17 protein-coding genes and 1 pseudogene are annotated in these 19,010 nt (G+C 47.0%); 7 read left to right on the forward strand and 11 right to left on the reverse strand.

Features of this window, described 5'->3' with window-relative positions; all coding sequences use genetic code 11:
• Positions 1 to 401: 401 nt before the first annotated feature.
• From PAE68_RS22135 to PAE68_RS22150, 4 genes are read left to right on the forward strand one after another with little or no spacing between them, the layout of a single operon-like run.
• A complete protein-coding gene (locus tag PAE68_RS22135; protein WP_281890608.1) occupies positions 402 to 1,727 on the forward strand; it encodes an ABC transporter substrate-binding protein in 1,326 nt (441 codons plus the stop codon).
• 19 nt (positions 1,728 to 1,746) lie between these two features.
• Complete coding sequence (locus PAE68_RS22140; protein ID WP_281890610.1) at positions 1,747 to 2,985, forward strand: ABC transporter substrate-binding protein; 1,239 nt, start codon at positions 1,747 to 1,749, stop codon at positions 2,983 to 2,985.
• Complete coding sequence (locus PAE68_RS22145; protein WP_281890612.1) at positions 2,978 to 3,115, forward strand: hypothetical protein; 138 nt, start codon at positions 2,978 to 2,980, stop codon at positions 3,113 to 3,115. Before PAE68_RS22140 ends, PAE68_RS22145 begins: the two co-directional genes overlap by 8 nt.
• Positions 3,115 to 3,426: a hypothetical protein gene (locus tag PAE68_RS22150; protein ID WP_281890614.1), complete on the forward strand. Its 312-nt coding sequence runs from the start codon at positions 3,115 to 3,117 to the stop codon at positions 3,424 to 3,426. The genes PAE68_RS22145 and PAE68_RS22150 overlap by 1 nt, the downstream gene beginning before the upstream one ends.
• An 11-nt stretch (positions 3,427 to 3,437) precedes the next feature.
• On the opposite strand, the gene PAE68_RS22155 is transcribed toward PAE68_RS22150, so the two are convergent.
• The 5 genes from PAE68_RS22155 to PAE68_RS22175 all read right to left on the reverse strand — a co-directional run bounded on the left by PAE68_RS22155 (position 3,438) and on the right by PAE68_RS22175 (position 9,435).
• Complete coding sequence (locus tag PAE68_RS22155; RefSeq protein ID WP_281890615.1) at positions 3,438 to 4,274, reverse strand: hypothetical protein; 837 nt, start codon at positions 4,272 to 4,274, stop codon at positions 3,438 to 3,440.
• 7 nt (positions 4,275 to 4,281) lie between these two features.
• Positions 4,282 to 5,892, reverse strand: coding sequence for an extracellular solute-binding protein (locus PAE68_RS22160; protein ID WP_281890617.1), 1,611 nt, complete (start codon positions 5,890 to 5,892; stop codon positions 4,282 to 4,284).
• 61 nt (positions 5,893 to 5,953) lie between these two features.
• A complete protein-coding gene (locus tag PAE68_RS22165) occupies positions 5,954 to 6,844 on the reverse strand; it encodes a carbohydrate ABC transporter permease (RefSeq protein ID WP_281890619.1) in 891 nt (296 codons plus the stop codon).
• Positions 6,845 to 6,859: 15 nt separating this feature from the next.
• Positions 6,860 to 7,753: an ABC transporter permease gene (locus tag PAE68_RS22170; protein ID WP_281890621.1), complete on the reverse strand. Its 894-nt coding sequence runs from the start codon at positions 7,751 to 7,753 to the stop codon at positions 6,860 to 6,862.
• 122 nt (positions 7,754 to 7,875) lie between these two features.
• A complete protein-coding gene (locus tag PAE68_RS22175) occupies positions 7,876 to 9,435 on the reverse strand; it encodes a sulfatase family protein (RefSeq protein ID WP_281890622.1) in 1,560 nt (519 codons plus the stop codon).
• A 220-nt stretch (positions 9,436 to 9,655) separates the two neighbouring features.
• Between PAE68_RS22175 and PAE68_RS22180 the strand changes: the two genes are divergently transcribed.
• On the forward strand, positions 9,656 to 10,438 hold the full coding sequence (locus tag PAE68_RS22180) for an IclR family transcriptional regulator (RefSeq protein ID WP_281890624.1): 783 nt from the start codon (positions 9,656 to 9,658) through the stop codon (positions 10,436 to 10,438).
• Between the two features lie 103 nt (positions 10,439 to 10,541).
• Here the strand turns inward: PAE68_RS22180 and PAE68_RS22185 are convergent, their stop codons facing one another.
• The 6 genes from PAE68_RS22185 to PAE68_RS22210 all read right to left on the reverse strand — a co-directional run bounded on the left by PAE68_RS22185 (position 10,542) and on the right by PAE68_RS22210 (position 15,954).
• On the reverse strand, positions 10,542 to 11,246 hold the full coding sequence (locus PAE68_RS22185; protein ID WP_281890626.1) for a hypothetical protein: 705 nt from the start codon (positions 11,244 to 11,246) through the stop codon (positions 10,542 to 10,544).
• A 13-nt stretch (positions 11,247 to 11,259) separates the two neighbouring features.
• Entirely contained in the window at positions 11,260 to 11,748 is a 489-nt protein-coding gene (locus PAE68_RS22190) for a hypothetical protein (RefSeq protein WP_281890628.1), read from the reverse strand.
• A 13-nt stretch (positions 11,749 to 11,761) separates the two neighbouring features.
• On the reverse strand, positions 11,762 to 12,355 hold the full coding sequence (locus tag PAE68_RS22195) for a hypothetical protein (protein ID WP_281890630.1): 594 nt from the start codon (positions 12,353 to 12,355) through the stop codon (positions 11,762 to 11,764).
• 428 nt (positions 12,356 to 12,783) lie between these two features.
• The gene (locus PAE68_RS22200; RefSeq protein ID WP_281890632.1) at positions 12,784 to 14,118 is read right to left on the reverse strand and encodes an extracellular solute-binding protein; all 1,335 of its coding nucleotides are present in this window, start codon (positions 14,116 to 14,118) and stop codon (positions 12,784 to 12,786) included.
• 88 nt (positions 14,119 to 14,206) lie between these two features.
• Positions 14,207 to 15,037, reverse strand: coding sequence for a carbohydrate ABC transporter permease (locus tag PAE68_RS22205; protein WP_281890634.1), 831 nt, complete (start codon positions 15,035 to 15,037; stop codon positions 14,207 to 14,209).
• Positions 15,038 to 15,054: 17 nt separating this feature from the next.
• Positions 15,055 to 15,954, reverse strand: coding sequence for a carbohydrate ABC transporter permease (locus PAE68_RS22210; RefSeq protein WP_281890636.1), 900 nt, complete (start codon positions 15,952 to 15,954; stop codon positions 15,055 to 15,057).
• 892 nt (positions 15,955 to 16,846) lie between these two features.
• Here PAE68_RS22210 and PAE68_RS22215 point away from each other — a divergent pair.
• A pseudogene (locus PAE68_RS22215) lies at positions 16,847 to 18,198 on the forward strand (IS1380 family transposase).
• A 283-nt stretch (positions 18,199 to 18,481) separates the two neighbouring features.
• A complete protein-coding gene (locus PAE68_RS22220) occupies positions 18,482 to 18,976 on the forward strand; it encodes a hypothetical protein (RefSeq protein ID WP_281890638.1) in 495 nt (164 codons plus the stop codon).
• Positions 18,977 to 19,010: the final 34 nt, after the last annotated feature.

Consider the following 19,010-nt stretch of genomic DNA (forward strand, 5'->3'; position numbering starts at 1 on the left):
CGCCATAAGTGACAACGTTAGCTTCTGATTCGCAAGAGGAGCCATGCTACGAGTTTCAAGACTTTACTGGAAATTATCAGCCGTCAAGCATAACGATTTATCGGGGCAATTTCTGATGATGAAAGACAATGAAGAGGCCCCTTACTCCGAAATTACGTGAGTGTTGACATTAGCGCACGCTTACTGACGGTTCAGCCTGCTTAATCATCACTAAAGAGTGAAGAAGCTAATCGTTTAAATTCGACACAAAACCTTCTGTTACCTCTCTATTTGTTCACAAAATGACATGTTTACATTCTTAAATATGTAATGTAATGTAATATAAAGCATAATTCTCTAGAAAGTTATAATCTACCACTTCCGCAATAATTTATATAATAATTGATATATGGAGGTTAGTAATGAAGAATCGCAATAGTTATTTCTACACATATAGTGTTATTGTCGTATGGATCGTTGTAATTATGGCTACAGGGTGTACAGCTTCTCCAACTAGAACCGAAACGAAACAAGTAACCATTCTCTATAGTTCAGTATCGGATTTTATGAATGATTTTGGGGGAACTTTGCGCAGTGAGTTTACGGATATAAATATTCAAGTAATCGAGTTTGAATCTGTTTTGGGTAAGGGAGTTTGGAATGGATTTAAATACGTTCCTGCTTCTGGGCAGAATTGGGATGACCAGGCCTTCATACAATTGATTAAAGAGACAAATCCGGACATTCTTTACTTTCCGGAATCACTTTACCCAAAGCTATTAGAGGAGGGACTACTTCGGGATGTTACAAATCAATTAAGCAGTGAGCAGTATTGGAATATCGATCCTTCGTTGATAGAAACATTTAAAAAAATGGGTGATGGAAGGGTGTTTTTTATATCAGATTCTTTGGCCTCGCAAGCTATATATTATAACAAGGATATATTCTTGAATTATGGACTGGATGAACCTCATGACAAGATGACATGGGAGGATGTGTTGGAATTATCCGATCTCATTACAAAGAGGGGGCTAGAAGATCAAGTTATTGGATTACAGACACCTAATTACAGCATGATTGATTTACTGTTTATAATAGGAGAAGCTCAGGGTCTGAATTGGTACGATACTCAAAGCCAAACTACATTATTTTCAAATCCTGGCTGGAGGCCTGTTGTAGAGAAAGTCGTACGAGAATATAAGAGCGAAAAAGGTATTAAAATAGAAAACAAATCAACAGCTCATTGGTTTAATGGTGGACACGTCGCAATGGTCCTAGATACGTTTCGCTTAAAGGATGAACTGCAAAAATTAGATAGTTCTGTAAATTGGAGAATGGTTTCTGCTCCGATCGTTCATGAAGATGATTCATTGAGCAATTCAAATACGTTTCAATATTTAAATGGAATTCATGAGTCTACGACTCAAAGTCAAGAAGTATGGAAGGTTTGGTCATATATGAACAGCAGGGACGTAGGGCTAGCAAGGCATAATGGGAGTATGTTTAGGTTTACAATACCTGTCCGATCTTTTATCAGAGATGATGAGGTGAGGAATCTAGCTTCATTATATAAAGTCACACCTTGGGTGTTATCAGGTAAGGCAAATATGAATGCTTCAGTTCGAATGGAGAACACCGCAAAAGCCTATTTACTACAACAATTGCAAAAAATATTAATGGATGAATTGACTCTAGAAAATGCATTGACAAGATGGGATACAGAGTTGCATAAAGTTATGATGCCTTAAGGAATTATGGGAGGGAATTATGAAGAAAATTCTTGTGTTTATAATGTTAAGTTCTGTTCTAGTAGTGTCAGGCTGTACATCATCACAGCCTAAGGTAGATGAAGACTACTCTAATAAACGATTTATCATACATACATCATTTTCTGACGAGGCCTCGTTCTACAAATCCTATGGAAATTTGATACTTCAGCATTTTCCAGGGTTGGATGTACGACTTGTTCTCAGGCATGAATGGGAACATGAAAGAGCGAATGGGCAATCGCCTGATCTGATATTCGCCTTTACAACTGATTATGTGAAACTACGCGATGATTCATACTTAATGGATTTGAGATCTAATATGAAAAAGGATTCCTTTAAGTTGGATCGATACTCTGAAGACATGATCAAGGCGTTGAGCGATGACTCGGGAGTTTTATACGGCCTAGCACCCAATGTACATATTTTTGGGATGTTCTATAATAAGCAGCTTTTTGATCAAAGACAGATTCCCTATCCTCAAAATAATATGGATTGGTATGAAACGCTTCAATTATCTACACGATTTGATGGTGTAGCAGGCTATGAAAGTTCTTTTTCTGCAAGTGACATGTTGATGAATATTGCACACACCAATAAGTGGAGAATTCTCGATCATGCGCGTAGTAACATTACGATGAGTTCGGCAGATTGGGTAAAGGGAATTGAAGCTGTTCAGCATGTTTATCAGACAGGTTCTATTGTTAAGGGGACGGGTGAGTTTTTCAATCAAGGTAAGTCAGCGATGCTTGCAGAACATATATCTTTCTCAAAAACATTGAATGATCGTCCATCTTTCTCTTGGGGAGTAGTTCCTTCTCCAGTTAATACGAATAATAGACAAGAAAGTCGAAGCGTGTTCTTCCATCAAGTATTGTCTGTGCCTAAAGCCACGACACAACCTGAGTTAGCATGGGAGGTGATCAAACTGTTAATGAGTGAAGAGGCTGTGCAGTATTATGCAGAGAACCATAATCCAGCAACCGTGCCTACCTTAAAAAGTAAGATGATGGATTATAACGGAATTAATTTAACGGCATTTTGGGAACAGTCAATCGATTCCAGTCCTGGGATACCAGATTACTCATTCTCGACTGAGTTTACTGGTGAAATATACGGAGTAACTGAGAAGTACTTACAAAAGATTATTCAAGACGAAATATCGGCCTTGGAAGGGCTGAGTCTAATAAACAATGAGCTGAACACAGCTTACGCTAAGGAGAAGTTAAACCATGAGTGAGCATTCAGAACACCGTAAAGGTTATGATGAAGCATCATTATTAAATATCCAGAGCAGGTTCGAACGTATGAACGTGTATCTATATCAAGCCAACTATGTTGATGAGGCATACAAAGGAGGAGACTTATAATGACACAAACCAAGCTTAACTTTCGGTTAACGGATGAAGAGGATCGTTATTTAAGTAAGGTTCTGGATCGACTGATCGCAAAGGGAGCACAGGTCGATGTGGTCAATCAGGCTAGAGAACATATTCTGGAGCATTTTCAAGAAGCTCGCGTTCAGGATCAAAATAGCTTAGAAGGCTTAGGAACTGCTGATCACTTCGTAGAAGATTATTTAAAACGATCAAACCATAATTCTTCTCGTACCTTTAGGTATGTCTCCATCCTTGTGTTCGCGTTGATCGTTTACGGTGGTTACTACCTCTTTTTGCGTTGAATATGGTTCTTCTAGTGCACCTCAATCGTGACCTCTGTAGATCCTTTTACTCGCTTCTCACCGCTTACCCCAAAATCAACAGCTATAGATATGGTGTAAGTCCCCTTCGGTAGCTTCGCAGGGTTAGTAGTCGTGGTCTCTAAAAATGTCTGATAATCATGCCGCCCACTTCGAAGATAGTTGTATTCGCGGATGCTATGAAAAGGAAGCGAGCTAACCACTTCATTTCCTTTCTCTACATGCTTGCTCATTTTTTGAGCGGTCGAATATCCGCCTACCTTCAATCCGCTTGCATCTGTCATGGTGTAAATTAACAATGGATATCCGTGTGTGATATGTATAGGGTCCTCACCCATATAGCTAATCGAAGACCATACACGTATCAGATCGTCCTGATCGTATATCTTTTTCTCCGAGTGCAATTGTAGCCTAAAATCATTAAACTCTGTAGATGAATGGTGGGAAGCCCATACTTCATTGTTCGCTACATCGTTGAATTCAATCCCATTCTCGCTATAAAATACAGATGCACCCATTTCTTCAGCAAAGCTCCTTAATGGCACATAAGCTTGACCGTCGATCTGATACATCGCGATAGAAGATTTGGGTTCTCCATTAAAGAATAATTGCTTCGGGTACTCGAACGCTTTACTAAACGGCCCGACATTCGTGAAGCCTACAAGCAAACCTGAGGCGAGCAAGCATGCACCTAGGATGACACCTTTACTACCACCAATACTGAACACGCCAACACCTCCCTCTAAATGTATTCTTAACAATATTTTACCACTAATATGACAAAGAAGCACTGCACCTGAAGATCTCTCTTCAAATGCAGTGCTGCTCATACCTCTATTACTTCTTGCCTACATAAGCATCATGGTACTTCTGATACATACCTACGTACTCATCGATCTTCAGCTTCTTCAGCTGCGCCAGGTGGTTATCCCAATCTGCATCTGTGAAGCCGTCCATGACGAACTTCGCGAACATGCTGGAATAGTAGCCGTTTCTCTCACCAAGGTCAAGCTGAATTGGCGCGAGCTTCTCGGCATCCTCGCTCGACCACAGCGTATTCACGACAATGTCCTTCGGCGCGAATGCATCGTACAGCTTGTAGTAGCTGCGCTTCTCGTCCGCTTGTGCGTCCTTGTAACGGTCAACCATGTCCTTCAGCACGATCACGACTGCGCCGTTGCCCGGAGCCTCGGAGTGCTTGAACGCGCCTGCGCCTACGCCTTGCGGAGTCGGCAGCTTCTCGATGGTGCCATCTGCATTCTCCTTGGACGTCAGACCGAATGGACCGGATTCGAATTGGAAGCTGAGCTTCTCATCGAATGCGGAATCGATCCACTTCATCGTCACCTCTGGATGCTTGTTCGCCGAAGTAATCGCGAACGAACCGATGCTGTAGCCAACCGACGTGCGCAACCAGCCGCCCTGCTCACCATTGGGACCCTTCAGCGGAGCTACCGGAACGTAATCGTTGTTGGCGCCGCCGAATACGCTAGCGAGCGAGTAGCCGTAGAACGCACCGACCAGACCTTCCTTCGTTCTGACCTTCGTCAAGTACTGATTCAGGTTGTGCGTGAACACTTCCTGGTCAATCAGCTTCTCCTTGTACAGCTTGCTTACATATTGCAGGTAGTTCTTGTATTCCGGCTCAGCAGGTGCGAACTTCAGCTTACCGTTGCTATCTGGGAACAAGTGGTGCTTCGTGTCGTCCATCTTGACGCCGAACGAGCCAGCGAGCGAGTTGGAGCCGTTCTGCGAGTTGTTGAACAGGAAGGAGAACGGAATCTCATCATTCTTGCCGTTGCCGTTCGGGTCTTTCTCCTTGAACGCCTGGAGCGTCTTGTACAGCTCATCGGTCGTCGTCGGGATCGGGAGACCAAGCTGGTCGAGCCACTTCTTATTCATGAAGAGAGTCGATGGGATTGCATTGAATTCACGCTCTACGGTCGTCGGCAGCGTGTAGATTTTGCCATCCGGCGCAGTGAGCAGCTTCTTGAATTCCGGACGCTTCTCGAAGATCTTCTTCAGGTTCGGTGCATGTGCATCGATCAGATCGTCCAGCGGAATGATCGCGCCTTGGCTGCCCAGCTTCACAACCTCTTGATCCGTCAGCACCGCACGGCCATAGAATGCATCCGGCAGGTCGCCGCTCGCGATCGTAATGTTCTTCTTCTCAATGAGCTGCTCCGTACTAACCTGAGTCCACTCCACCTGAACGTTCGTCTTCTGCTGCAGGTCCTTGAACATCTGCATCTCGTTGTAGCCCTTCTTCACCTGTGGGTCAGCGCTGGCGAATATCTTCAGCTGAACCGGCTGCTCGAGCGGGAACTGCACTTGCTTCGCAGCGGCCTTCTCCTTATTGTCCTCGGAATTTCCGCTAGTGCAGCCTGTTACAGCCAGCGCAGCGGTGAGCATGATGCTTGTACTTGCAGTCAGCCATTTTTTATTCATTGTGTGATCCCCCTAGTATGAATAACTCTCTATCCATGAAGCCCGGCAATCCGTTAATCCATTAACCTTTGACCGAGCCGATCATGACACCCTTAACGAAGTAGCGCTGCAGGAACGGATACAAGATCAGCACCGGCAAGCTGGAGACGACGACCATACCGTACTTGATCAACTCGGCTACCTTCTGCTCTTCAGCGGCATCTGCAGACACGTCGATCATATCCATCTGCGCCTCGCTGATGATTAATATTTTACGAAGGACAATCTGCAGCGGATGGAGCGCAACGTCATTCAGATAGATCAGCGCCTGGAAGTACGAGTTCCACATCGCTACCGCGTTGAACAATACGATAACCGCGATAATCGGCAAGGACAGCGGCAGCACCATACGTAGGAAGAACTTGAAGTTACCACAGCCGTCCATCATCGCCGCCTCGAGCATCTCCTGCGGAATCGTGCTCTGGAAGAACGTACGTACGATGATGAGCTGGTACACGCTTACTGCGCCCGGGATAATCATCGCCCAGATCGTGTTGACCATGCCGAGCTCCTTCACGAGCAAGTATGTCGGGATAAGTCCACCATTGAAGAACATAGTGAACAGAATGAGCATCATGATCGGACCAGACAGCGGCAAGTCTCTGCGCGACAGCGCGTAGCCGCCGGTGATCGTCAGCGTAACCCGGAAGATGGTGCCCAGCACCGTGTAGATGAGCGAGTTCTTGTACCCGTTCCACACCTCGGCGTCACCTAGAATACGCTCGTACCCGATCCACGATATTTCGCGCGGGATGAACGCAATCTTCCCCGCATTCACAAGGTCAGGATTACTAATCGATGCAATGATGATGAAATAGATTGGATAAATGACGATGAAGAGCAGTACACAGAAGAATGCGATATTGAACCAGTCAAACAACCGATCGACTCTACTTCTATTCCAAGTGTCCATTATTGTCGTCTCCTTCTACCACAGACTTGCCTGACCGAAGCGCTTGGCTATGAAATTCACGAGCATCAGCAGGATACAATTGACTATCGAGTTGAACATACCGATCGCTGCCGAGTAGCTGTATTGCGCACCGAGCAAGCCGCTCTTGTACACGTAGGTCTGAATAACCTCGGCTGAAGTGACGTTCAACGGATTCTGCATGAGATATACTTTCTCGAAGCCGACCGACATGAAGTTGCCGACATTCAGAATGAGCAGCACGATAACCGTTGGCATAATGCCCGGCAGGTCGATGTGAAGAATACGCTTCAGCTTGTTCGCGCCGTCGACTACGGCCGATTCGTGCAGCTCCGGGTTAATGCCCGTCAGTGCGGCGAGATAGATGATCGTTCCCCAGCCTGCATTCTGCCATACACCGGACCAGACGAAGATCGAGGAGAACAGCTCCGGCTTCGCCATGAAGAATACGCCTTCGAAGCCGAGGGAGACGAGCACCTGATTGACAATACCGTTACGCGGCGACAAGAACAGATAGAGCATACCAACGATAACGACGGTAGAGATGAAGTGCGGCGCATACGTTATCGTCTGCACAACCTTCTTGAACTTCGCGCTGGTCAGCTGGTTAATGAGCAAGGCCAGAATGACCGGAATCGGGAACAGCACGAGCTCGTACAGACTGATCGTGAGCGTATTGATTAATACTTCCCAGAACTTATAGCTCTCGAAGAAGCGGATGAAATGATCGAACCCGACCCATGGACTGCCTTCGATTCCCTTGAACGGGGTGAAATTTTTGAACGCGATTTGCAAGCCGTAGATCGGACCGTACTCGAAGATCGCGAAATACAGCAAGGCAGGGAGCAGCAATAGATACAGCTCGTAGTGCCTTTTCAATTGATTCAACACGTGCTTTCCCTCCAGATGTCAGCTTCCAAAACCATGAGCACGACACTCGCCAAGCTCGTCTCTTCACGGGATGACCGTCAGCCTGGCTCGCTGTGTGCAGCTTCCTATATCGCAGCTAGTGACTATGCCTCTCGCTTGCACTGACCAAGACCTTGATCGCCTTGAATGGCTTCCGCCACCTTCGTCCAGTTGTCCGCTTGATCCATAATGAACTTGAACACGTTCTTCATGTTGACTTGCTTCAAGCCGCGGTAATCGGCCAGCTTGCCAAGTCCTTGGCGCCACTCCTGCAGCCTTGCCTCCATGCGGACCTGCTGCTCGGCATAGTCCGGGTTCCCGAACAAGTTGTTCATCTCGTGCGGATCATTGCGCAGGTCGTACAGCTCACCGCCCACCAGCGGTCCATCGAAGAACGGAGAATACTTCAGATAATGGTCGCCGTACAGCTTCTCGTGAATCGACTCCTGCTCTGGATACAACGTCAGCTTCCACTCCGCATCTCGCAGCATCATCGCCGGCTCGACATGGATCGATCCACAGAAGTACTGGCTGTGCACCTCCGTCCGATGCACCTTCACCTCACCGCGGCATACAGGCAGCAGGCTTCGACCTTGAACATGATCGGGCAACGGAATGTCGGCCGCGTCCAGCACCGTCGGCAGGAGGTCAATAATCTCAGCGAACGTATCAAGTCTCGTCCCCTTATTCGCGTTCTTAGGCAGCTTCACCAATAGCGGAATGCGTACGACCGGCTCGTACATATGGCCCCACTTCTCAATGAAGCCATGCTCCCCCATCATCGCGCCGTGGTCCGACGTGAAGATGATGAGTGCATCGTCGTACAGGTCCAGTTCCTTCAGCCTCGCGATCACCTTGCCCATACGATCATCCACATGCGTCACGAGTCCGTAGTAGCTGGCAAGGCTCTTGCGGTAGTCCTCCTCGTTCAGCTTGTCGAAGCCCCGTACCTTGTGGAAGTAGCGCTGCGTGATCGGCTTATCCTCGAGCGTCCGTCCCGCGTTCGGCGGCAGCGGCATCTCGGCTGGATCATACAGATCCGCGTAAGGCTTCGTCGGCATGTACGGCGTATGCGGGTCAAGGATCGACAAGTAGTGGAAGATCGGCTGCCCGCTCTCCTTCACAGCCGAGATCCGCTCGATATAATCGTCGACTAGGCGTGAGCAGGAGGTCTCGTCCGGGTCGGTCGGGCTAACGCCGTGAATGACGAGCGGAATGTCGCCCTCGTTCTTCTTGAACGTCGACTTGCGGCGCATCTCATGGTCACGAATACCGAGGAAGCTCGTATAAGGGTCCGGGTAGCCGTACTGGAACTCGTCGAAGCCGCACTCCTCTGGCGTTAGATGCACATGTAGCTTTCCATACATCGTCGTCGTATATCCATTTTCTCTCAATAGATGCGGCAGCGGCTGCTCATCGTCCACCATACGCATCGCATTATCGAGAATGCCGTGGCTGATCGGATTGCGTCCGGTCATCATGCTCGCTCTCGCCGGAACACACATCGGACAGTTCGTGTATGCGTTCTCGAAAATAACGGAATCTGCTGCAAGCTGGTCCAGATGCGGCGTCTTCACGATGTCGTTACCCATAAAGCCGAGTGTATCGGCACGCAGCTCATCGCACATCAGAAAAAATACATGCGGTCGCTTCGGTGTACTCATGCTCCATCTCTCCTTGAAAACGATATTTGTTAGCGATTTCATTCGATCACAGCACCGTTCTTTAGTTGAAACTATACCGTATAATTTATATATAGTCAATAATTTTATATTTATCAGAAGGCAGAAATGACGCATGTAGCCCGACATTGAAACGTTAAACATGGTATAATAAGTAGAAGCTAGATTTGATCCCCATCCATACTTGTTGGAGGCTGTATATATGACCGAAACTGTCAAAAAATATAAAGCGCCGGCCGCCGAAAAAATGCTCGACATTCTGGAGCTAATGGCTAAGGAGAACAAATATTTCTCCGTAACTGAAATAAGCCAGCGCCTCGCGATTACACCGAACTCCGTGTTCCGTATTATGAAGGAGCTGGAGGAGAAGAAGTATATTCAGAAGAACCCGCTGGACAGCTCGTACCAGCTGACCGGTAAGCTGTACTACCTCGGCAGCTCGATCGGCAATCGGATCGCTCTGCGCAATGTAGCTGAGCAGTCGATGCACACGCTGCGGGATGCGACGAGAGAGACGACGCTGCTGACGAAGGTCGGCTCGTACGGTCGAACACTCGTCGTGGAGCAGCTCGAGAGTCTCGAGCCGATCAAGTTCTTGTCTACCGTCGGTCTGGAGTATCCGTCCCACACCTCCGCACTGGGCAAGGCGATGCTGGCGTTCAGCCCGAGCAGCCTGGTCGAGCAATACGTGGAGAACAACGAGCTGAACCCGGTTACTCGAGCCTCGATCTCGGAGGCTGCCGCACTTCGAGAGGAGCTGGAGTTCGTCCACAAGCGCGGCTATGCGACGGACCTCGAGGAATCGTGCGAGGGACTGCGCTGCATCGGCGCACCGATCTTCAACGCCACAGGCGAGATCGAAGGTGCGATTGGCATCTCCGGACCGATCTTCCGCATGTCCGAGACGACGATCCGCCGCTACAGCGAGCTCGTGATGGAGCAGGCGCTGCATATCTCAGAGCTGCTCGGGTATCATCGCGGGTAGGCTGCAATGGAGACCGCTGAAGAGCTAACTTGATAGGATCGGCGATCTTATGTCATGCATAAAAAAGACGAACTCTCATCCATTTTTGGAATGAAAGTTCGTCTTAATGTTTTTGGCAAATGAAACCGTACAATTGTTGAGGATTCAAAAATTGAAAAAACGTAAGTCCCCAATTTTTATGTACATTTTCCAACTGGTCATTGTAATTGTCGTTGTAGCATGCCATATATATGAAAGGTGTACAGAAATATTGGGATAAATAAGTATATGCACGTTTAAGGTACTCTACTTTTTTAGCATCCCGCTCATTGAGTTTGCTAATTGGTAAATTAGATGGGATTACATTTGCAATGTTAGTCTTACATTCTACAAATTCTAAAGGTTTCATTTCTTCGATAAAAAACACCGAATCAATCTTACTTTGATTCCCTATAAGTATACCATCATGTGTAATTATTGGCTCGATGTAAACCATTTTCCTATCTAATTCTTTGGTAAATGGGCCATATTTATACACGATGACCTCAAGAATTTCTGATTTAATTTCCCTAAACTTATTGCTACGATAAATACGTTTTAAAACATCCCCAAGTTTGGATTTTAAGACTTGGTTCAATGCATGTCTAGGCGAACTTAGAGTACTGTCTATTACAGCATCCACTATATCAAGAACCTCTACATTTCTTTGAGTATTAAAAACTCTAGAAATTAATATAAACGCAACTGGCTCTTCTTCAATAATAGCAATTACTTCTTGAACTTCCGAACGTGCACTTGGGTTCCTACTGCTTACAAATAAGAGTGCCACTTGATTTCCCCCGCTAGATGGTTTTTTTTAGAGGGATTACAAGCGTCGGAAGTCTCATCTTGGTGGTTAGATTATGAACGATTTCCCGTATATACGGCCATGCGTTTATAGTTACATTTCTTTCTGCAAACAGTTCTAATACGTCAGAAAAGTCATGTACTACCTGTTCTTTTATATTAATTTCATCAGTATTGATGAAGTATGTTAAAAGCAACTCAATTTCAATACTGAACAAAGTATTTACTAGTGGAATCGAATCAATATTATCGTTCTCAATAGACTCGTCTTTATTGTATGCCTTTACCTTAAAAATAAAAGGAATGAGTATTTCCAAGCCCATTTGCTGAGCTTTTTCAACTGTATAGTCCATGGCCACATCCAAAGAAACACTGTCTTGCTTAAAATCTTTATTTTTATTACAGAATACCTTTTCCACACTGATGTCCTGAAGTTCTATTAATTCTATAAACTGATTATATTTTTCCTTGTTAACCTCTTTCATTTACATTACCTCGTTAAGCAATATTATAATAACCACTGTCGTTTAACTTATATTTTTGGTGTTGGACATAGTAGTTGTGTTCATTAATTTTCACTTCTGTTTTCTGAGACTGATACGACAACGAATCCACCGCCAGATCTACTTTTAGATACACAGGAGCATCCTTTATAAATGCAACCATGTTTTCCAAAAAAATAATATTTAGTTCTGAGTTAAGAATTTTATTAGCAATGTCAACCTGGTTTAATATAATATCTTTCAGTAGCTTTGAATCCTCTTTACTTAATCTACGCTTTCCTAATTCCGCTATAATTCCATTGATAATCGTCAATCCCTGTTTATGAAATCCCTCTTTAACTTTTTTAATTTCAATTAGCCAATTATGATAAGGATTTTCTGCACCGTAAGTTTCACTTGCCATCTGATAATACACCCAACACATTAAATTAGAGATTCTCTCATCTAAATAGTTCGAATAGCCTTCAAGTAATCTCTGAATTTCTAAAGAGTCCTGACGCCAACTTTTATTATGAAAATCATACTTAGGGACTGAATTTGGAATAATCACCGCACCGTTCAGAACAATCGCCTCCTTGTATAGAGACATGCTAATTACCCCCACTCTAACATATGGAAATTGTGTTGTAAAGTTTTACAAATGACTAAAAACGCACCAAATATACGGCTATATTCTCTCCAAATCTATGCAAAAAATACCTTTCTTATACCGGAAGTCAAAGAATCGGCCGCCCCGATCCTAAGCGTTGCAAATCACAGAGCTACTTGGGGATCATAGCAGCATTAGATTATTCCGCTGAGATTACATTAGCATCATGCAAAGGCTGGATAATGGATTTGATTATTTTCTTATCGTTAATCGATAGGAGACTGTTGGAGATTGATTTTTATTTCCATGAAGAGTTAGTAGACGGTGCGTTTCCTCTAACTCACCCTACCACTCTAGCAACGCGAAGCAGGCCATGGAGCTGGATTTCCGCTCCATGGCCTATTTTTAGCTTAGCTGAACCATTCCTCTTACTTCGACTGAATCGTCTTGTCGCCGCGCTCCTTGATGTTCGCGATCGTCTTCGCGAGGTCCTGCTCCTTGACGAGGTACTTCTCGACTTCCTCGGTGACCACCTTCTCATACTTCACGTTGTTCGGTCCCATAATCTTCTCCCCCACGAAGATCGTATCTGGGCTCGCGAAGATGTGCTTCAGCTGCTCCGACGTAATGCCATCCTCGGCGAGCGCCTTGTTATAGACATCGAACAGCTCCTTCTGCTCCACCGTACGGTTCGCGGACTCGGACGAGTCGGCATACTTGGCCGACAGTCTGCTCAGCTCCACCGCGATGTCGAGCGCCAGCTTCGGATCTGCGGACGTTGGCGAGATGCCGAAGCCGTTCACGATGCCCCACGTCTTCATCTTGCTGCCGCTGTCGACTGGAAGCGGAGCGACGCCGATCTTCCAATCACGAGGGAACTTCGTCTTGTCTGCTGCCCACGGGAGCACCCAACCGCCCTGAATATCCATGCCGTACTTGCCGTTCATGAAGGCGGGTGGGTCGGTCTTCGCTGTTACTGTATTCGCATGAGAAGGCATGCTGCCGTCCGTATGCATCATATGGAACACCCGCTCCATCGAGCGTGCGAAGGCCGGATGCTCGATGTTCGACAGCTTCTTATCGTTGTAGAAGTGCTCGCCGCCGCCAAGCTCCATGATCGCGTCACCGTACCAGAACGTGCCCCACGGCAAGTAGAATGCGCCATAGACCTTCGATGCGCCGCTGCCGCTCGTCAGCTTCTTCGCTGTCTCCCGATATTGATCCCACGTCATGGGCACCTTCGGGTCCGGGTACGCCACGCCGGCCTTGTCGAAGATCGCCTTATTGTAATAGAGTGCCCATCTCGTAATGTTGTGCGGCACCGTGTACAGCTTACCATTATTCGAGGCGTTCGCGACATACGGACCATACTCCTTATTGAAGTCAACGCCAATCGACTTCGCGATGTCATCCAGCGGTACGATCGTCCCGGCATCCGCCCATTGCTGCTGAATCATCGGATTCGCCACAACGATAATGTCGACCTGATTCCCACCGGCAATCGCGATCGGCACCGCCGTCATGAAGTCCGCCTCACGTCCGTGGAAATCGAACTTGACGTTCTTGTACTTCTCCAGCGTCTGAATCTCCTTCATCGCCTTCTGCATCTTAATATCCTCATCGATGCCGTTCAGATGAATGACCATCTTCTTCTGCTGCTCCTTGGCCCCTGCGTCGTTCCCCTTCTCCTTCGCCTCTGGCGCACAAGCGCTTGCCGAGAACACGAGTGCTGCAGCCAGCACGGCAGACATCAGCTTCTTCATAGGTAGTTCCCCCTCGAATGGATATGTATCAAGCAGCGGTGAGCCGCTTCATAGCATGCTTATCACCTTGCACTTGCAAGTACCTTGCTTACCCCTTCACACCCGACAACGCCACTCCCTCGATAAAATGCTTCTGAGCCGCCAAATAAACGGCGATGATCGGCAGCAGCGCCATCGTCGCCCCGGCCATCTGCACGCCGAAGTTGGACGAATATTCACCCTTGAAGCTCGCAATGCCGACGCTGAGCACCTGCTTCGTCAGGTCGTTAATATAAATCATCGGACCTAAATATTCATTCCAGCCCCAGGTGAAGGAGAGAATGAACAGCGCCGTCAGCTGCGAGCGCGACAACGGCAGCACGATACGGAAGAAGATCTTGTATTCGTTGCACCCATCTATCCGCGCCGCTTGCAGCAGATCGTTCGGGATTGACATGAAGAACTGCCGCATCAGGAAGATTGAGAACGCATTGAACATCCACGGCAGCGCCACGCTAATCACATCGTTCAGCAGCCCGAGCGACTTGAAGATCATGAACTGCGGAATGATACGCACCTCGACCGGAATCATCATCGTAGAGATGAACAAGAGGAAGATCAGGTTCCTTCCCTTGAACTCCAGCTTCGCAAAGGCGTAGCCCGCGGCCGAGCTGACGAACAGCACGAAGAACACGACATAGACGGTCAAGAGCGCTGTATTGAAGTACCAGTTCATGAACGGAAATTCTTGTATCGCAGTTGTAAAATTGCTGAGATGCGCGTTGGCCGGAATCCAATCGATCGGCATCTTGAACACGTCGCTCTCGTACTTCACCGATGCCGACAGCATCCACGCAATCGGGAACACCATGAACACCCCGACAGCGGCCAGCAGCACCGTCAGCCCGACGCTCATCCCGAGCTCTCTAGCCTGTCTCATTCCACTTCGCCTCCTCTCTACGTGTACTTGACCCATCGCTTCTGCAGCGTCCACTGCACCAGCGTCACCAGCACGACGAGCACGAAGAATATCCACGACACGGCCGACGCATAGCCCATGTTGTACTGCTTGAACGCCGTATCATAGATGTGGTACACCATCGTGACCGAAGCCGTACCCGGACCGCCTTGCGTCATCACCTGCACCTCTGCGAATATTTGGAACGAGGAGATGACCGACGTCACGACCAGGAAGAACGTCGTCGGCGACAGCAGCGGCACGGTCACGCTCATGAACTGCTGCAGCTTCCCGGCACCGTCAATAGAGGCCGCCTCGTAATAATCGCGCGGAATGCCCTGCAGGCCCGCCAAGTAGATGACGATGCAGTAGCCGATGTGCTTCCAGATCCAGAACAGCGCAATCGTCGGCAACGCCCAGCGCACACTCGTCGCCCAGCCAGGCAGCTCCTCGACACCCGCCGAACGCAGGAACGAGTTAATCGGGCCATACTCCGGATGGAACAGCGCCGAGAACACGAGCGCAGCCGCCGTGATCGTCGTAATGTACGGGACGAAATACATCGCCCGCATAATGCCGCGGCCATAGATGCGCGTATTCAGCAGCGTTGCCAGAATGAGCGACAGCACGATCAAGATCGGCACACCCATCGCCGCCAGCACGATGTTGTTGACGAAGCCGACGCGGAAATATTCGTTCTCGAACGCTTCCCTGTAATTATCGAGCCCGATGAAGGTGGAGCCCTCCGCACCACGGAACATGTTCCAATCCATGAAGCTTAAGTACAGCGAATTCACCAGCGGATACGCCATGAACATGACGAATCCGACGACCGCAGGCGCTATGAACGAATAGCCGATCATATCGCCCTTCCAGCCTGACCTTCCTCCCGCTCCCATGATGCCATCATCCTTTCTTAGAGCAGTGATAGTTAGCGCAGTTACTTCATAATTTATTTGTAAAATTATATTATATACTTAGATATTAGGTGAAGCGCTTTCAAATGTCAAGTCTTGGATTTATATTTTGACTATATATTTATATATAAATAACTTCCGTCGGACAGGTTTTCATACCAAATAAAGCTTACCGTATGCGATTCTAGGAATCACACATGGTAAGCTTTTGCTACTAGATATTCTTTTTACTTCATCTCAACTTCACGCCACGAAGTACGTCCATCCTTGTCATATCCGGTCATCTCGGAAGCGTTCACGATTTCCTTTCTTTCTCCAAGACCACAGCGTAACATCGCAGAAAATCGTAAAACAAGCGATAACTGCAAACAACAAGCTCACTGGTTTGAACGCTAACTCCATAAAGAGGATCATGAAGGATGCGCAATAGGTGATAAAGGAGCATGCACCATGGAAGTAATAAAACAACCTATGCTTTGAAGACATCGATTCAACCTCTTGTGAGATCGAAGTGAATCCGACGTCCAGATTCCTTTTCAGCAAGTATCTTGAAATAAACAGCAATCCAAACAACCCACTCCACAAAACCTTGTCTGTGTCCAAATATATGGTTATGATTCCATACACAGCATAGCTACCTACGGCTACCATGAAGATGGTGGTTATCATTTTATATAAATTCATGTGTGGTTAACTCCTGGAACAGGTTATAGAGCTACTCAATCTTAAATTTCCAGCAACTGTATGAATATGTTATTCGTGAATCCGTGATAAAAGAATATGAAAACAAGAGAAAAATAGAGGGAATCCAAGATTTTGTGTCGAAATTAAAGGATTATAACGATCCAATACTTTCACCAATGGGGTGATTGGCTTGAAGTTCGAATTCGTCCAATCTAATGAGTACTTAACCACACATACCGGGTTAACCGCTATTGGAGCTTTGCTAGCAAAGACTAATCTCGGTGCACGTTTGAATAAAACGGTATTGCCCGAGAACCCGAATCCAGATATCTCGAATGCTGATGTGATGAAAAGCTACTTGGGTCTGCTCTGCCAAGGCAAGAGCGACTTTGATCATATTGAGCCATTCCGGCAAGACGATGCGTTCAGCATCAGTCTTGACATTCGCGATGTTCCATCTAGTCCAACCTTGCGCCAGCGCTTAGATATGGCGGGTTCGTCGATATGGAAAGATATTGTGCTGGAAGAGTCGGCGGACCTGTTACGCCGAGTGGCCGCCCCGCTTACGGGTGTTGATCTTCTTGTCCTGGGCGAGAAGGAACGGACTACGTTGTTGCCGCTCGATATCGATGTGTCTCCCTTTGACAACTCCCGCACGAAAAAGAAGGCGTATCTCGCACCTACAAAGGCCATGATGGTTTTGCTCCGATCTTCTCTTACTTGGGCAAAGAGGGCTACGGCGTCCATGTGGAACTGCGTGAGGGCAGCGTGCATTGCCAGAAGAACACGGATGAATTTTTGAAGGCCAGCATTCAATATGCACGCCGAGTCACAGACCGTCCGCTCCTTGTTCGAATGGATGCAGGCAACGACTGCTTGGCGAATCTGAAGGTCTGTCACACTCAAGAAACTCGTGCCGATTACATCATCAAGAAAAATCTGCGAAGAGATCCAAAGGAGACGTGGCTCTTGTTCGCACAAGATCTGGGCATATGCTGCGAAGAACGCGAAGGAAAGAAGGTATACATCGGGTCGATGCTCATTCGTGAACAAGGATTTGACGAGCCGCTGCGTCAAGTGTTTCGTGTCATCGAACGAACCATAAGCCGTGAAGGTCAAATCTTCCTCGTTCCTGAGATCGAGGTCGAGGTGTACTGGACTTCCTTGCGTTGCTCGGCTTGGCGGGTCATTGAACTGTATCGCGATCACGGCACCAGTGAACAGTACCACAGTGAGATCAAGACAGACCTTGATCTGGAACGCTTGCCCGCTGGCAAGTTTGCAACCAACAATCTCATATTGCATGCGGGCGTGTTCGCATACAATATGCTTCGCTTGATGGGGCAACTCAGTCTGCAGATTCCCGACTCTCCGATTCGAAACAATGTTGGCCGCAGACGGATTCGCACGGTCATTCAGAATATGATCTACCATGCTTCACGACTCGTAAGACATGCTAGGCAAGTCAAATTCGCATTTGGAACGCACAGTCCTTGGTTTCAAACGTTGCGACGTGTGTATCTCACCATCCTAACCACTTGAGACTCAATGTTTAATAGGGGTGTATACGCCTTCACGCGTAGGCGTGTTTCAACATGTGCTTTTTTTGTCCACGCGAGGAAGTTCAATTGAAATGCTCATTACCTTGATGCTTTTACCATTTCCCTACAGTCACGAGCGGGCTGTCACGGATTCACGTTATTATGAAAATATATTAACAAATATGAAAGGAGAGATTCAAATACTTCACAAGAATCTTCTTTGACAGACAGACTTTGTGGGGAGTTTCATTTCACTATTTGCTATGCTATTCGGAGGTGCACGTATGAAAAAAATGATTGTGTATGCTGTGACAGCGGTCGCATGTGCGGTTGGAGTATCTGCGGCTTATGCTTCTCAAGCAATTAAACCGTTCCAGGTACCATCCAGCGTTGAGGAACACGCATTGGTCCATGATCTTACAACTAAACTCGAAAACCGCAAAAAAGAAATCATACTAGAAGCCGAAGGTCTTCATGGTGTCCAACTATCCTCTTATAAAGAACTGGGGTCGTACGCAGATATCGGTGTTCATAACGATGCGAACATGAACTCGTTGCGACTTGCGATCAAGGAGCATGTGATTCGGAACCAAAGTCAGCAAGGTGATGTTGCACCTTTCATATACTTGAATACCAACGAGAAAGAAGCAATTACGGTGCAAAAGAAAGTGGACGGAGCTTCAGTCATCACTACATTTGTGGCAGATCATGAACGTGCATGGATTATCAAGGAGCAAAAAATAGAAAAAGGAAAGCCAGCCGCTGAATTCATCAAGTAACTCGACAACTAATGGAAGAACGTGACGCAAGATA

This window comes from Paenibacillus sp. YYML68 (genome assembly GCF_027923405.1).
Lineage (GTDB): Bacteria > Bacillota > Bacilli > Paenibacillales > NBRC-103111 > Paenibacillus_G.